This window comes from Huijunlia imazamoxiresistens (genome assembly GCF_037132455.1).
Taxonomy (GTDB): domain Bacteria; phylum Bacteroidota; class Bacteroidia; order Chitinophagales; family Chitinophagaceae; genus Flavisolibacter; species Flavisolibacter imazamoxiresistens.
Genome location: NZ_JBBBEI010000020.1, coordinates 12,715 through 28,133, shown reverse-complemented (window position 1 = coordinate 28,133; position 15,419 = coordinate 12,715). Strand labels below are relative to the sequence as shown.

At 59.3% G+C, this 15,419-nt stretch carries 9 protein-coding genes; 3 read left to right on the top strand and 6 right to left on the bottom strand.

The features are described from left to right. Window positions 1-12 precede the first annotated feature (12 nt). Window positions 13-3,321: a M6 family metalloprotease domain-containing protein gene (locus V9K67_RS20295; protein WP_336725663.1), complete on the top strand. Its 3,309-nt coding sequence runs from the start codon at window positions 13-15 to the stop codon at window positions 3,319-3,321. 80 nt (window positions 3,322-3,401) lie between these two features. Here V9K67_RS20295 and V9K67_RS20290 read toward each other — a convergent pair whose 3' ends face one another. The 3 genes from V9K67_RS20290 to V9K67_RS20280 form a co-directional block, all read right to left on the bottom strand. Continuing rightward, window positions 3,402-4,028, bottom strand: coding sequence for a class I SAM-dependent DNA methyltransferase (locus tag V9K67_RS20290; RefSeq protein ID WP_336725660.1), 627 nt, complete (start codon window positions 4,026-4,028; stop codon window positions 3,402-3,404). A gap of 452 nt (window positions 4,029-4,480) precedes the next feature. Beyond that, on the bottom strand, window positions 4,481-5,434 hold the full coding sequence (locus V9K67_RS20285; RefSeq protein ID WP_336725659.1) for a ring-cleaving dioxygenase: 954 nt from the start codon (window positions 5,432-5,434) through the stop codon (window positions 4,481-4,483). 154 nt (window positions 5,435-5,588) lie between these two features. Next, window positions 5,589-6,038, bottom strand: coding sequence for a DUF6717 family protein (locus V9K67_RS20280; RefSeq protein WP_336725656.1), 450 nt, complete (start codon window positions 6,036-6,038; stop codon window positions 5,589-5,591). A gap of 432 nt (window positions 6,039-6,470) precedes the next feature. Between V9K67_RS20280 and V9K67_RS20275 the strand changes: the two genes are divergently transcribed. Beyond that, on the top strand, window positions 6,471-7,283 hold the full coding sequence (locus V9K67_RS20275) for an SDR family NAD(P)-dependent oxidoreductase (RefSeq protein WP_336725654.1): 813 nt from the start codon (window positions 6,471-6,473) through the stop codon (window positions 7,281-7,283). A gap of 278 nt (window positions 7,284-7,561) precedes the next feature. After that, window positions 7,562-8,041, top strand: coding sequence for a hypothetical protein (locus tag V9K67_RS20270; RefSeq protein ID WP_336725653.1), 480 nt, complete (start codon window positions 7,562-7,564; stop codon window positions 8,039-8,041). Between the two features lie 130 nt (window positions 8,042-8,171). Here the strand turns inward: V9K67_RS20270 and V9K67_RS20265 are convergent, their stop codons facing one another. The 3 genes from V9K67_RS20265 to V9K67_RS20255 are packed head-to-tail and all read right to left on the bottom strand — an operon-like array spanning window position 8,172 to window position 15,360. After that, complete coding sequence (locus tag V9K67_RS20265) at window positions 8,172-10,130, bottom strand: DUF3857 domain-containing protein (RefSeq protein ID WP_336725652.1); 1,959 nt, start codon at window positions 10,128-10,130, stop codon at window positions 8,172-8,174. 50 nt (window positions 10,131-10,180) lie between these two features. Continuing rightward, window positions 10,181-12,085, bottom strand: a complete 1,905-nt coding sequence (locus V9K67_RS20260) for a transglutaminase-like domain-containing protein (RefSeq protein ID WP_336725650.1) — start codon at window positions 12,083-12,085, stop codon at window positions 10,181-10,183. Further along, window positions 12,082-15,360 (bottom strand): tetratricopeptide repeat protein, encoded by a 3,279-nt coding sequence (locus V9K67_RS20255; RefSeq protein ID WP_336725649.1) that lies wholly within the window; start codon window positions 15,358-15,360, stop codon window positions 12,082-12,084. Before V9K67_RS20255 ends, V9K67_RS20260 begins: the two co-directional genes overlap by 4 nt. Window positions 15,361-15,419 lie beyond the last annotated feature (59 nt).

The window sequence follows — 15,419 nt, the reverse complement described above, 5'->3', positions numbered from 1 at the left end:
AATTAAAAGACTATGAAAGGTAACTTCTTCGTATCGACGATGGCGGCCCTTCTTCCGGTGCTGGGCGCCGGCTCCGTTCAGGCCCAGCAGTTGTCGAACTGCCCTGCTTCCCCTTACCCCATCACCGTTAAACAAGCCGACGGATCGACCCTGACCATCGTGGCCAAAGGCACCATGCTGAAGCCCTGGACCGAAACAGTGGACGGCTATTCGGTCGTGCGGAAAGGGGGCAGGTACGAGTATGCGGTCAAGCAGGACGGCCGGCTGGTACCTTCGGGCATACCGGCCCGCAACAGCCAGGAACGGCGGATGATGGAACAGTCCTTCCTGCAGCAGCAGTCCAAATCCCTGAAGCCCGACCTGCCGCGGTTCGCCCCCAAGCCGGGCCTGAGCGCCGGCCGTGTAGCGGGCAGCCCGCAGAAGGCCGCCGGCTACCCCTCCAAAGGCATCATCCGGGCACTGATGCTGCTGATCAAATTTTCCGACCTTCCCAATAAGAATACGGTGGCCGACTTCAACAACATGATGAACCAGTCGAACTACCGGGGCACCGGCAGCTTCCGGGACTTTTATACGGTCAGCTCCTTCGGCCAGCTGACGGTCAATACCGATGTGTTTGGGTGGTACACGGCCAAACAGCCCTACAACCACTACGGCTATGGCAATGATTTTTACGTTTCTACGGACCTGGTGCGGGAAGCGGTGGACGCCGCCGAGGCGGCCGGCGTGGATTTTTCCAAATACGATAACGACCGCGACGGGGTGGTGGACGGCATCATCATCGCCCATGCCGGCCCCGGCGCCGAGGAAGGCGGCCAGGAAGAGTACATCTGGTCGCACCGCTGGGTGCTCTCCGGCGGCGGCAATGCCGTCAGCTATGACGGCGTGCGGATCGACGACTACATCATCAACCCCGAACGCCGCACCTATACCAACGACATGACGGGCCGGGGCGTGTACTGCCACGAGTTTGGCCATAACCTGGGCCTGCCCGACCTGTACGATACCGACGGCGGCTCCGAGGGGATGGGCAACTGGTCGCTGATGGCCGCCGCCAGCTGGCTGGGCAGCGAGCATACCCCCGGTAACATGTGCGCCTGGTGCCGCAACGAGCTGGGCTGGCAAACGCCGGCCCTCATCTCCAGCGCCGGTGCCTACACCCTTACGGCTTCCGCCAGCCGCAACGACCAGATCTACCGGGTCAACACGCCGGACTCCGCCGAGTACTTCCTGCTGGAAAACCGGCAGAAGGCGGGCCTGGACCTCTCGCTGCCGGGCAAGGGCCTGGCCATCTACCATATCAATACCCAAAAGACCACCGGTGTCGCCCGGAACTTCAACCAGGTGAATGCCGACGTGACCCTCAAAGGGGTGGACCTGGAAGAGGCCGACGGCATGGACAACATGGATTACGGGTGGAACCGCGGCGACCAGGGCGACCTCTACCCCAGCTCCTATAACGGCAACAAGGAATTTTCCGACACCACCACTCCGAATGCCCAAACCTATGGCGGCGCTAAAAGCGGGATCACCATTACCGGCATCAGCCAGAACGGCGATGGCTCGGTATCGTTCGATATCAAGGTCGGCGACAGCGCCGATACGCCCGCCATTACCAGCATTGCCCCGGCCGCGGGCCCGGCCGGCATCGGCGTGGCCATCAGGGGGACCAACTTCAAAAAGGTGACGGCGGTGAACTTTAACGGCCTGGCCGCCAAACAGCTTTATGTGGCCAGCCCCTCCCTGCTGTATGTAACGGTGCCGGCAGGCGCCACCAGCGGGAAAGTGGAGGTGGTTGCCGGGGGCAAGGGCAGCAGCGCCGCCAGCTTTACGCCGGCGCCCATTTCCTCGTCCTGGCTCAATAAGGCCGCGCTGGCCAGCGCCCGTTCCCTGCACGGCGCCGTTGCCGCCAACGACAGGATCTATGTCTTTGGCGGCGGGGGCAAATCGGGCTTGCTGAAATCGCTGGAGATCTATAACCCCTCCGCCAACACCTGGCGCTCCGGGCGGGCGCTGCCCAAGGCCTTGAAGGGCATGGCGGCCGTGCTGGCGTCGGACGGCCAGATCTACACGTTTGGCGGCACCGCCGGCGCCCCCGTCCGGGACGTGTACCGCTACAACCCCGCCACCGACGCCTGGTCGTCACGGGCCGCCCTGCCTGCCGCCCTGACGGAAGCGGCGGCAGCGGCCACCGCTAACGGCAAGGTCATCGTGTTTGGCGGCGAGTCGGCCAGTGGCGGCGTCGCCAACAGCACCCATGTCTACACCCTTGCCACCAACGCCTGGGGCGCGGGTGCCGCCATGCCGGTAGGCGTGAAGCAGCACGCGGCCGTGACCGGCGCCGATGGTAAGATCTATGTCTTTGGCGGCCGCTCCGCTGCCGGCATACCCGTGGACCTGGTGCAGGTGTACAACCCCGCCACCAATACCTGGACGCAGGCTGCGGCCATGCCTATCCCCAAGGCCGGCTTCGGCGCGGTGCGGGCGGCCAGCGGGCAGATCTACATTACCGGCGGCAAGGCCAGCAGCGTCAGCGGCGCAGGTCCCTTCTTCCATACGGTGGAGATCTATACGCCCTCTTCCAACAAATGGACAACAGGTCCCGTGATCCGGTCGCAGGCCGGCGAACTAAAGGCCGTGAGCCTCCGTGACAACCTGTACGCGCTGGGCGGCACCGACGGCACGCTCCGCAACTACAACTTCCAGCTGGTCCTTCCGCCCCAGGCGCCGGTTACCCTCACGGCTACGGCCGCCTCCGCCACCCAGGTCAACCTGACATGGAAGGACGTGGCGCTGAACGAAACCTATTACGTGGTGGAACGGGCCACTGCCGCTGCCGGTCCCTTCGGCGTGGTGGCCTCCGCGCTGGCACCCAACTCGGTGGCGTATGCCAGCAGCGGCCTGTCTGCCGGCGTTACCTACTATTACCGGGTGAAAGCCACCAATGCGGCCGGCAGCTCGGCCTATTCCAACGTGGTACGGATGGCGCCCAAGGTGGTCAGCACGCTGATCACAACCATGGCGCCCGCCCTGGACGACCGGGTACCGTTGCAGAACAGCTTGCTGGTGAGTCCCAACCCGGCAGGAAAGCAGGCGTGGGTGCGCTTTACGGTGGCAGAAGACCAGCCGCAGGTACGGCTGGGCGTATATGACCTGCAGGGCAGGCTGGTGGCCGAACTGTACCGGGGCGCCGCCTCCGCGGGCCGGCTGTACCAGTTCCAGTGGGATGCCTCCCGGCAGGCGACGGGCGTCTACTTCAGCCGCCTGGTCACCGTCAAAGGTGTATGGACGCAGAAGATCGTTTTAAACAGCGGCCGCTAAGCCCGGCCCGCTATTAGCATGCTCCTAAAAAAAAGCACGCAGCTGAAAACAGTTGCGTGCTTTTTTATTTAAAAGCGGCTTCACCCTTTCCGGAAAACCATCGTCAGGATGCGGGGGATAACCGTGCGGTCGTTGTCGTCGAAATACTCGTTGATGTCTGCCGGCTGCAGCCCGTGCTTTCGGGCGGCCTGTACAAAGTCGGACAGGTTATGGACAAAGCATTCCAGTACCTGGGTGCCTTCGGGGCTGTCGAACCGGGCCCTGGTGCCGGTGTACTGCTTAAACGGGTGCAGCTCGCCGATATACACCCAGCCACCGGGCACCAGGGCGTTTGCGGCTTCTGCAAATATGGGGTCGAGGTGCTCGATATGTTCCAGCACCAGGCTAAAGCTGACCAGGTCGTAGAGGTCCTTGCGGAAGGTCCATGCCTGGGTAATGTCGGCCTGCTGAAAGGAAACGTGGGCATCGGTAACTTTCTGCTTTGCCCGGGCCATCATTTCCGCCGACAGGTCCACGGCGGTCAGCCGCTGCGCCTTTTGTGCCAGCCATTGGGTATTCTTGCCGGTGCCGCAGCCGATTTCCAGGCAGGAGGTAAACGGCAGGGCGGCCAGGGTTTTTCGCAATGCCTCCGCCTCCAGGTCGCGCGTCCGGTTGCGGTTGGTGTCGTATTGTTCCGACCAGCGGTTGTAGGCTTGTTGTGTGTTCAATTTAAAAAGTTTACGGGTTTACGCGTTTACGGGTTTACGAGTTCGTTCCTAAGTACACTGTAATGAAAGTCATTTTATGGCGGCATCCCTGTTCTTGTTTCTGGTTTTAGGGCACCGTAGGTGCCTCCTGTTTATAGCAAATCAACAACCGAGGAACGTCGCTCCGTAGGAGCGCCCTGTGAAGCCCCGAGCATTTCCCTTCCTGTAATGGCGCCTTCCGTTCTGCACAGGTGGCTCCTACAGAGCCTGGGAATATCTCTAAGGCTGTTTCTATAAACAGGAGGCACCTACGGTGCCCTATTCCGATGGATAATAACTTACTTTAATTACAATGTACTAAGTTCCTAAGTTCCTAAGTTCCTGAGTTCCTGAGTTCGGGAGTTCGGGAGTACAGGTGTTCACGGGTTGCTCCTAATTCCCAATTAACCAATTAACCAATATCCATTTATCGGTTACCGGTAGTCATCAAGTTTAAGAACTACGGGTTTGAGGCTTTGTTCGATGCGGCTGCGGTCGGGCTCGTACTGGGGCGGCAGCTTGAGGGCTTCGCCCAGGTGTTCCGGCGCTTCGTCGGCGGCAAAGCCCGGGCCGGCGGTGGCGATCTCGAACAGCACGCCGCCCGGCTCGCGGAAATAGATGGAGGTGAAGTAGTTGCGGTCCAGGATGGGGGTGGGGTTGAGGCGGCGGTCGAGGATGCGCTCCCGTACGGCTTCCTGGCTTTGCCGGTCGGGGGTGCTGAAGGCGATGTGGTGCACCGTGCCGCTGCCGGAAAGGCCCTTCAGGCTGTCCGGCGAGCAGAGGATATCCACGTAATGGCCGGGGGCGTCGGTGGCGGCAAAGCGGAAGCGGTTGCCTTTTTCGGCTATGGGTTGGTGATCCAGCTGGCCGGTGAGCAGGCCGGCGGTGCGCTCGTAGCCTTCTTCCCAGATCTCGGCGCTGTAAAAGCCTTTCAGGGCATGTTCCTGCGGCACGGGACCCAGCGAGGTGCCGGTTCGGTTGTCCCTGTCCGTGAACACCAGTTCCAGTCCCAGTCCGTCGGTGTCTTCGAAGTACACCACCGTTTCGCTTTCGAAGCGTTCCTGGGGCGGCTTGTGGGGGATGCCGAAGCGCTTCAGGCGCTCCAGCCAGTAGTTCAGCGAATCCGCAGCGGCGGAGAAGGCGGTGGTATTGAGCATGCCTTTGCCGTGGCGGCCGCCGACCAGTCCCTCGTAGGGAAAGAAGGTCATGATGCTGCCGGGTGTGCCCGCGTCGTCGCCGTAATAGAGGTGATACACGTCGGGGCCGTCGAAGTTGACGGTTTTCTTTACCAGGCGCAGGCCCAGGATGCCGGCATAGAATTCCAGGTTCTTTTGTGCGCTGCCAGAGATGGCGGTGATGTGGTGGATGCCTGTGATCAGTTGGCTCATAAAAAAAGTTGTAAGTGAAGGGGACGGCAACCGGAGTAAACAGGTGCGGTCCGCCCCGCCAATTTAGGACAGTTTTTTATGCAGCCGGCAGTAAAATACAGGGCCGGGCGGAGAACCGCCCGCCCGTTGGTAGGAATGGTTGTCCGTACGGTCTTTATCTATTGGTGGCTGTAAAAGGTGGCGAAGTAACAGGGGGCTTTATGCGCCGGATATACAGGCGCTGGGGCATGTCGCCGAACAGGAACAGGGTCAGGTCGCGCAGCCACATTTTCCTGTTCACGGCCCGTTCGCGGTAGACGGGCAGGAGGTAGTAAGCGCCTCCCATGGGGGCGTCGCACAATTCCGTCAGTTCCAGGCTGTCGCTGCCGTCGAAGGGTTCGGTATCCAGCATCAGGGTTACCTTTCTTTTGTTACGGGCCAGGAAGTCCAGCAGGTCGTCGGCGCCTGCTTCCATCAGCAGGTCTTCCAGGTGTCCTCCCCGTTCCAGGTAGCCGGGGAAATCAATGTGCCAGCGTCCGTTTTCGCGGATAAAGGTGTAGGGCTGTGGGTTGCAGGGGCGGTCGGCGGTGGCATGGTCCGCTACCGCCGAAGAATGTTGCTCCATCTCTTGCGGATTGAATAGGTTCACAATCGGTTTACCGGTCCCTGTCCGGGCATGGCGGCACCCCTGGCCGTACTGCCCGGCAATGGGCGAGCAGACGCAGAAGGTAACCATCCCTGGATGCGGGACAGGCCTTTCCAGCTTCATTCAATAGTGGTTCCTCAGGGGGGATAACAAGCAGGAACTGTAAAGGGGGCTTTCAGGAAACAGGTGCTCCCTTCTGTTGACGTGATTTTAAGGTAAGAAACAGGACCGTTGGTATAAATGCCACTCTGGTACCAATAAAGGTATTGAATAGTTGAAAGAAATAGAAGAGTGCCGGCAAAAAAACGCTGACCCCGCCACTTTCCCTGCAGCGGCTAAGGGTAAGTCCGCACGGTAATTGCTCTGTAGCCTCCGCCCCCGGCCGGGGCGGAAACCATTAAATCAATGATTATGGCAGAAAAAAGCAAGGGATATGCCTTGGTAACGGGAGCGACCAAGGGTATTGGATACGAACTGGCAAAACTGTTGGCACAGGACGGCTACAGCATCGTGGCGGTGGCCCGTACACAGGAAGACCTCGAGCAGGTGGCGACGGAATTCAGGGGATACGGCGTAGCGGTGGAGCCTATTGCCAAAGACCTGTTCGGCGAAACGGCGGCAACGGAGCTGTACAACGAGGTGCGGGGCCGGGGCATCGAGGTGGAGATCCTGGTCAACGATGCCGGCCAGGGGGTGTACGGCCTGTTCACGGACACGGATATCGAGGCCCAGATGCGCATCATTCACCTCAATATCGTTTCGCTGACCCGCCTGACCTACCACTTTTTAAAGGACATGAAGGCCCGCAACAGCGGCCGGATCCTGCAGTTGGGTTCCATTGTGTCGGAAGTGCCTTCGCCCTGGCAGGCGGTTTACGGCGGCACGAAGGCTTATGTGCTCAGCTTTACCGAGGCGCTGATCAGCGAGCTGAAAGAGTCGGCGGTGACCCTGACGGTGCTGCAGCCCGGGGCCACGGATACCGATTTCTTCAACAAGGCCGGCGCCCAGGAGTCCAGGATCGTGGCGGATCCCGGCAAGCTGGCCGATCCCGCCCAGGTGGCCAAAGACGGGTATGCGGCGCTGATGAAGGGCGACGACAAGGTGGTGTCGGGCCTGAAGAACAAGACCCAGTCGGTGTTGAGCAATATCCTGCCCGATACGCTGCTGGCCGACCAGATGAACAAGCAGTCGGAACCGGTAGATAAGGATAAAAAGAAAGAGTAGGCAAAAAAAAGCCCCCTCGTGAGAGGGGACCATTAGGTACCAGGCCGGACGGGTATACAGCCAGTTTTGAGGCCTGTATTTTCTTAGGGAACGGAGCCGCAACCCGGTTATTGATTGCGAAGCGAAAATAGTCATTGCCCCGGCGGCTTCCGGGGCTTTTCGGCGAAGAGGGTAAAATAGTCGTTCAGGCCCGTATGTATAGCCGAAAACTGTCCGGATTTCTTTTGGCCGGCAGGGATAAGGGCGGTATTTTAGGTAAAATCCTAAAGCTGAATGCTATGGCAGCTGAAAAGAACGGCCCGGTGAACTTCGCCGACTGTTACGTCCTTACGGACAGGCGGACGGAGGGCTTTATTCGTTTGTTCCTCGACCACTTCCTGCCCGGCCGGCAGGAGTACACCGATACCTACGAGGTGCCGCAGTTCGCGGAACGGCCTGTGGCCGTTTTTCATTCCGCTGGCGAGCTGGTGGGCTGGCTGGAGCAGCACCCGCAGGAGCGCCATGCCATTTACTGGTACAACAGCGAGGACGTAACCCTAAGGGGCGCCATGGCCCTGTTTACCAGCGACGGGCGGGTGATCCTGGGGCTGTTTTGCGAAACCCTTTATCCCGATACCGCCAACGAAGACCATTACCTGCAGGCGATTATGGATTTCTGCGGCAGCACCGAGGGCTTGATCGAATATGCCACCCCCGCCGCCAAAGATGCGCAGGCATTTCTACAGCGGGTAGAGGCGTACCGGAGGAATAGACAATAGACAATGGGCAATCGGCAATAGACAATAGCGGAGAAACCCACAATAAGATATTAACGGCCCCTTCCTAATTCCTAATTCCCAATGAACCAATGAACTAATTCCTACTTGCCCATTGCCTATTGCCCATTGCTTATTGCTTATCCAGCACCACCACCACCTTGTTGAAGTCCGCGGCGGCGTTGATGATCTTTTTAAAGGCAGGGTATTGCTCCAGGGGATAGACGGTGCTGGTATAGTCTTCGCGTACCGTGATCTTCAACAGGTTCCCCGTTTGCTCGTAGGAGCTGACAAAGCCCATGACCGGCTTGTCCGCTACCTGGAACACTTCGTTGAAGTTCAGGTCTTTGGCATTTTTGACGGTGTAGCCGTCGGGAATGGCCAGCTCGATGGTACGGAACAGCGAATGGGGAAAGCCCAGCTCCACCCTGTTCTTCCGCTCGGTGCTGTCGTACATCTGCACCTGGTTGCCCAGGAACTCGCCCACCTTGACGATGATCTTTGCGCCGGCCCGCTCTACCAGTCCCGTTGATTTTACCCTGGCGCTGATGATAAACGGCAGGTAGGGATCGGCCTGGTCCAATTCCTTGTTCTCCAGGGTATGGGAGAGGATGTTCTCGGAATTGGTGCCGAACTTCACCAGCGCTTTCAGGATCTTGTCCTGCTCGCCGGCGGGGGCAAAGATGAAGGGCGCTTTGTAGTTCGGCGCCGCATAGCCGCCATACAATTGTTTTACGTCCATGTCGAGGGCTTCGCCTTCAGCATTCAGCTTAGCCCTGATTTCCATATTGAGGTACGAATGGCGGTATTCCTCCATCGGTATGGGCTTGATAACGGCAATGGCCGTCTGGAAAGATCCCAGCGTCGCTCCCTCGCAAAACAGGCCGTTGGTGCCGGCCCAGGTAGGCGGGATCCAGGGATAGCGGTAGCCCGGTTCGGTAGGCGCCAGGAACTTGCGGGTGGAGGGGAAATAGAGCAGGAAGTTGCGGGCGTTGTTCCAGTTCTCCAGTTTGGAGTCGATCTCAAAGGAGGAGCGGTCGCCGCAAAGCACCACCTGGTAGTCCAGGCCGGCGGCGGTAAAAGCGACGCACAGCAGCCGGCAGAACGCCTTTTCGCTGGCGACTTTTTTCCGGATCACCTGCAGCAGATCGCTGGCATCTTCACCGGAAATATCGTCCCGGCAGATAAAGTTCTTTTTAAAATAGCTTTCCAGCCGCACGATTTTTTCCTTGTCGCCCCTGGCGCCGGCCAGGCCGGCTTCGTCCAGCAGTTCCTTTATTTTTTTCAGTTCCTTGTCGCTGGCTTTGGTGTACACGCCGAAGGCTTCCTTGGCCAGCTGGTCCCAGGTGAACATGCGTTCGGTAGCGCTGCCCGCTTCATTGTAGCACAGTTTGTATTCCAGGCGTTTGAGGTTGGCGGTATGCATCGCGTATTTTTCCTCTGTGGTCGCCTCCAGCGCTTCCACGTTCAGCCAGGTGTGCCGTTTGGCGGTTCCCACGGAATCCATGCAGGGGGGCAGGCCGTTGAAGTTCTTTACCTCGAAGCGCAGGTGACGTGGGGTGATCAGCTCGAAGCGGGCCTGCTGCACCGGCAGGTTCTGTGAAATGATCTCGCGGCCGAAAAAGGAGGCCGGCGTTTTCAGGGTGTAGTAGTATTCCACCTCGCAGCCTTTGGTCAGGCCTTCGAGCGCAAAGATCTTATACACCCCGTCGTCGTCTTTCAGGTCCTTGATGTTCTTTTCGTCCAGTTCCATCACCTTGCCGGAGGGCAGCACGGTGCGGGCCTTGACGTTCATCAGCTGCAGGCCCTGGTCGAAGGGCAGGTAGATCTTGTTGAAGTATTCAATGCCTTTGTCGTTGTTGATGTGAATGGTGCGGTGTATGGTCTTGTACGAAAAGAAGCCGTCTTTTTCCAGGGCGTATTCGATCCGTTTTTCATCGCTGACGTAAACGGCGGCTTCCGAGGAAAAGCGCGGGTCTACGGTATGAAGGGAAGGGATGGACTGCCATTGAAACCCGGAGGGCGCCGGGCCCTGTGCCTTCAGCGACAGGCCGGCCAGCAGGATAAGAGGAGTCAGGAGGAGGGAACGCATAGAGTTCAGGAATAAATGAGTGATGAATGATGTTTGTGACCCATGGTCCTTTACTTCGTCAGCAGCACCGATTGCTTGTAATGGGGAAACAGGTTTTCCAGCACCTTGTTCCATTGCTCGAACTGGTCGGGGTAGAGCAGCAACTGGTCGGTATCGAAGGTTTGGGTCAGCGAAAGGGTGTTGCCGGTGGCGGCATACTGCATGCCGAAGCCCCACACCTTGTTCCTGAAGACCTGGCTGCGGGGAAGCTCCGGTACGCGGTAGCCTTCGGGCAGCTTCAGTAGGGTAGTGTAGGCCGACGCCATCAGGAAGTCGTACTCCACGGGGGCTTTCCGCCTGGGATAGTCGATTTCCTCGTGCTCGTACAGGCGAAACAGGTTCAGGTTGACCAGCCATTCGTCGCCGATCTTCTTGGCGTAGTCGGGCAGGTCCATATCCGCCGTGACCAGCACGGTGTTCCGGTCTTCCGATGGCTCGGTTTTCCAGTTGCTGAAGCGCACCTTGTTGCTGCCCCTTTGGAAGCGGTTTTTAAAATACTCTTCCCGCTCCTTTTCGTTGCGGTAGGAGAGGATGGTATAGAGCTGGCTGGAAGGATAGCCGGTCATGCGGATCTTTATTTTTCCTTTCAGGCCGGCCGGCCCGAATTCGAGGAAGGTGGAGTCGGAATAAGTGTTTTTTTCCCTGGGCACCACTTCCACCGGCACCAGCTTATATTCCTTTTCCGACAGGGCCACCAGGGCTTCCTTTCCCTGGATGGCGTAGGAAGGCATGCCAAAGACGCAGCCCGGGTCGGTGCCGTCGAGGAAGACGAACTTCCCACCCAGCTTTACGGCGCAGATCATGTGGTTGTCCACGATCGGCAGGGGCGTTTCGGAATAGGTATAAGGCAGGTGGCGGGTGCCGATCCAGGTAAAATAAGCCGGCACGCCGGAGAGTTGCAGCAGGGCGGTGAGGATGCTGGTCATATCCTTGCAGTCGCCGAACTTGCGGGTGCACACCAGGCTGGCCTCGCGGGGGATAAAGCCTTCCATGCCCGCTTCAAAGGCGACGTACTTGATGTTGGTTTGTACCCAGCGGTAGATGCGGCGGGCCTTTTCCTCGTCGGTGGCGGCGCCGCGGGTAAGGGAGTCGGCCAGGTGGCGCAGTTCTTCCGACAGGCTTTGGTTGGTGTTTTGGATAAAGCCGTAGTTGAACCGGTACAGGTCGCCGATGCCCGAGAGGTAATTCTGCCAGCCGTTGTTTTCTTCTACCTGGTCGATGTAAAAGATCACGTGCGTATCGTAGTACGAGTTGTCGGGGGCGTCGGGGTAGTGCTGGCTGCCCGGCAGGTTGGTGGCGGTAAAGGTATAAACGGTCTTGTCGCGTTTGCGCGACTCGCTGAAGCGGATGTCGGCGGCATGAAGGCCTTTTACGACATATTTTACCCTGACCGAGGAGGGGAACACCAGTTTCAGCTCACCGTTGAGCACGGGAAAGTAGCGGTCGAAATAAAAAGGCATCAGCAGGTGCGGGTCGCTGTGGCCGATCTCGTACTCCAGGTGGCGGGTGGCGCCGGTGCCCATGCCCGTAAAGTCGAAGGACGTGGTCTGGGCATCGTCGAAGAACACCGAGGCGCTGCGGTTGCTGGCAGTGGTGGTGTTGGCCACCTTCAGCGACTTGCCTTCGGCGGGGCGGGTGTAGGCCGTCCATTTTTTCAGCTCGTTGAAGGTGCTGTGGTGGATATAGCCGCGGCTCATGATCTTCACCGCGTTGTCGCTGGCCAGCAGCATGTCTTCCGAATGGGCGCTGGAGGCGGTCAGCTTTCCTTCCTCGCGGCGGATCGTCACCTCGCAGGCCAGGCGGGTATAGGCGGCTTCGGCAGTGGGAAAGTCTTTTTTCCACTCCTGCGCGCCGGCGCCCGGGGCGGCCAGGCACAGCAAAAGGGCGCAGGCCATTTGGATCAGTGATTGTTTCATTTAGTGCTGTTCAACAGGGTTCCGTAATAATAGTACCGTTGTTCGGTCAGTTTGCCCGTGGCGTCGTAATAGCGGAAGGTGCCGTTTTCCACGCCGTTGTAATAGTGGCCTTCGGTATGGAGCTTTCCGTTTTCGTGATAGCTGCGGTAGGGCCCGTCGTAGTTGTCCAGGAATTGGGCGAACTCCGCTTCCAGGGCGCCGTTGGGATGGTGCCAGGTGGTTTTGCCGGTGCCGTAGCCGTATTCGTAGGTTTCGCGGTACGCCACCTGCCCGTTGGGGTAGTAGGCGGCGCTGGGACCGTTGAGCTTGCCGTCGGCGTACTCCATTTCGGCCGAGAGGGTGCCGCTGGCGTAAAACGTTCTGACCTTGCCGCTGCCGCCGGGAAGCGGCTTCACCGGCACCGGCTGGCCGTTTTTGTCGGGATAGCTGTAGCCGGTCAGCTTGCCTTCCCGGTAATAGAAGAAGTACGCTACCTGGCCCGGGCCGCCAAAGCGGGTGTAGGTGCCGTGCAGCTCGCCGTTCTTGTAGTGGTATTCGCGGCGCAGCACGCCGTCCTCATACGTCAGCACCTTTCCGTGCAGCGCCCCGTCCACCCAGGTTTCTTCCTTCCACACCTTGCCGTCTTTCTGGTAGTATTTCCAGGTGCCGGTCCGTTCGCCCGACTCGTAGGTGCCGGTGACCTCGGGCTGGCCGCCGTATTGGTACTCGGCATAGGCGCCGTGCAGGTGGCCATAGCGGAAATTCTTTTTCACGCGGACGGTACCGTCGAAATAGTAAGAGGTGTAGGGGCCATGGAATTCGCCGTTGCGGAAGGTGCCCTCGAACCGTTTCTGGCCGTTGGGGTACGGGGCGGTGTAGGCCCCCGCTCCCTGCCTGATGGTAGCCGTGCTGATCTTTTTTCCCGTGCTGTCGTAGGTGTTGACCGCACGCAGCCAGCCGTTTTGGTAGACGTCTTCGTAGTTCAGTTTGCCGTTGGCGTGGAAGTACTGGTAGGCGCCGTGGAGGTTGCCGTTCAGGAGGGTGTAGCGTTCGCTGAGGTGGCCCTTTTCGCTGTATTCCTCCCAGTCGCCGCTGGTGGTGCCGGCGGTGTACCAGCCCTTCTGCCGCACCTGGCCGTTGAGGTGGTAATGGGTGGTCGGTCCGTCTTTTTCGCCGTTGCGGTAAGCGATCTCGTACTGGCGGGCCCCGTTTTCATAATAGCCTTTCGAATATCCTTCCAGCCGGCCGTCCTTGTAGTCGTTGGTTTCCTTTACTTTGCCCGAGGGGTAGAAGTAGGTGCTGGGGGCCACCTCTTTGGCGGCGTCATTGAAGCGGTGGTGCGACACTTTGTACCCTTCGGGGGTGTACATGTCCAGGTCAATGAGCTTGTTGCGGCGTTCCGAGGTGCTGATGGGCTGACCTTCCTTGTTGAGATAGGTAGCGGTTTTCAGCAGGTTCTTTTCGTACAGGAAGGTGCCATACAGCTTGCCGTCGCTGTCGTAGTATTTTCCCAGTCCTTCCGCTTTTCCTTTCTGGAAAAATGTTTCCGATGCCAGCACGCCCTCGTCGTTGTAGGATTTGTCCGCGCCCTCCTGCAGGTCGTCGGTGAAGGTGCGCAGCTCCTTCAGCTGGCCGTTGGGGTGGTAATCGCGGACTTCTCCCGACAGTTTGCCCCCGGTGTAGGTGGCTTCCAGCTCGGGCCGGCCGTTGGCATGAAAGGTTTTGTAGGGGCCGTCGAGCAGGCCGTTGGCGTAGGTGGCCACTTTTTGCGTCCGTCCGTTCTGGTAAAAGGCCGTCAGGGTACCGTGCAGCTTGCCTGCCTTGTAGGTAGCTTCCTCGCTTTTTTCGCCCGTGCTGTAAAATTCCGTGCCCGGGCCTTCCAGCAGGTCCTCCACGTAGTTTTCCACCTTGCGCGGGGTGCCGATGGCAAAGAAGGTTCTTTTTTCGCCCTGCCGCTTGCCCGCCTTCCAGTACATGCGGTTCGTCACGATGCCCTCTTCACTGTAGAGGATGTCCTCGCCGGTTTCCAGGCCGTTCTCCCATTTGTCGGTACCCTGCAGCTGGCCGCTGGGAAAATAGTAGGTCCAGTCGCCGGTTTTCTTTCCCGAGGCGGTGAAGGTGCCCACCGCTTTTTTATTGCCGTTGGGGTAGAAAAACACCCAGGGGCCGGTGGTATTGCCTTTGGCGTCCAGTGTTCCCTTGCCGACCAGTTTATCCTCGCTGAAATGATAAAGCGCCGGGGCGGTCTGCCGGTCGGCGAAGGAAAGCTGGCGGGTGCTGCGCAGGGCATTGAGGTAGGCGACCACGGCGGCGACGACTTCCTTGGTTTCCCGGCCGTTTTTCTTGCGGTAGGCGGTGATGGCGTCCAGCGGCACCGAGGCGAATGCCTGGAATACGGCGGGTTCGAACAGCTTCCGGCTAAACACCTCTTTATACAGCGGCACGTAAAACTGCATGAAAAAATCCGGTTCGCCTTCGCTGAAGGTCAGCACCTCCATCAGGGCCTGCAACTGCCGGAAGATGGGGTCGTCGAGGGAGGCCTGCAGCTTATAGTTTTTGTCCAGGGCCGCCTTCGACAGGATGATCTGTTCGGCCCGGGCGAAAACGGGATCGGGCGCGGGGCGTTTTTCCACTACGGCCCGGATGGCGTCGGTATGCTTGCTGATGCCGTCGAGCAACTGGATGGCCCCCTGGACGTGCGGGCCGTCGGGGTTGATGAACAGGGTGGCAAACAGGGCCATCATGGCCGGCACCACCCGGCCGGTTTGCAGGGCGCAGGTGGCCAGCCGCATATGGGCGCTGGTATGGTAGGGATCGCGCAGCAGGATGTCCCGGAACATTTTTTCAGCCTCGGGGGTTTTTTTCAGGCGCACCAGGGTCATGGCCTTGTTGAACAGCAGGTTCGTGGCATCGGGGTAGCGGGTAAGGGCCGAGTCGAACACCCGCAGGGCCTCTTCGGTTTTTCCCAGGTCGTCGAGGTTGCTGCCTTTGGCTACCAGCAGCTCGAGCTCGTATTCCCGGCCCGGCTGGCCCAGGGCTTCTTCGCAGGCCTGGAGGGCGGCGGTATAATTGCTGTCGCTGGTATAGCTCAGGGAGAGCTCGTACTGGGCCAGCACGTAGTTGGTGTCGTTGCGGGGAACGGTCCGGAACAGTTCGATGGCTTTTTTATACTGTTGTTGGTCGTGGAGCTTTACGGCTTCGCCGATGACGTCCCCGGAATTGAAGGGAGCGGGCGACTGGGCGTAGCCGCTGCAGGCGGCAAGGGTCAGCAGGCAGGTCAGGCTGATTGCTTTCATGGAGTACAGTTAGTTTTGGCGGCACAAATTAAGAAATAATCCTGTTTAAGCGCTTGAAA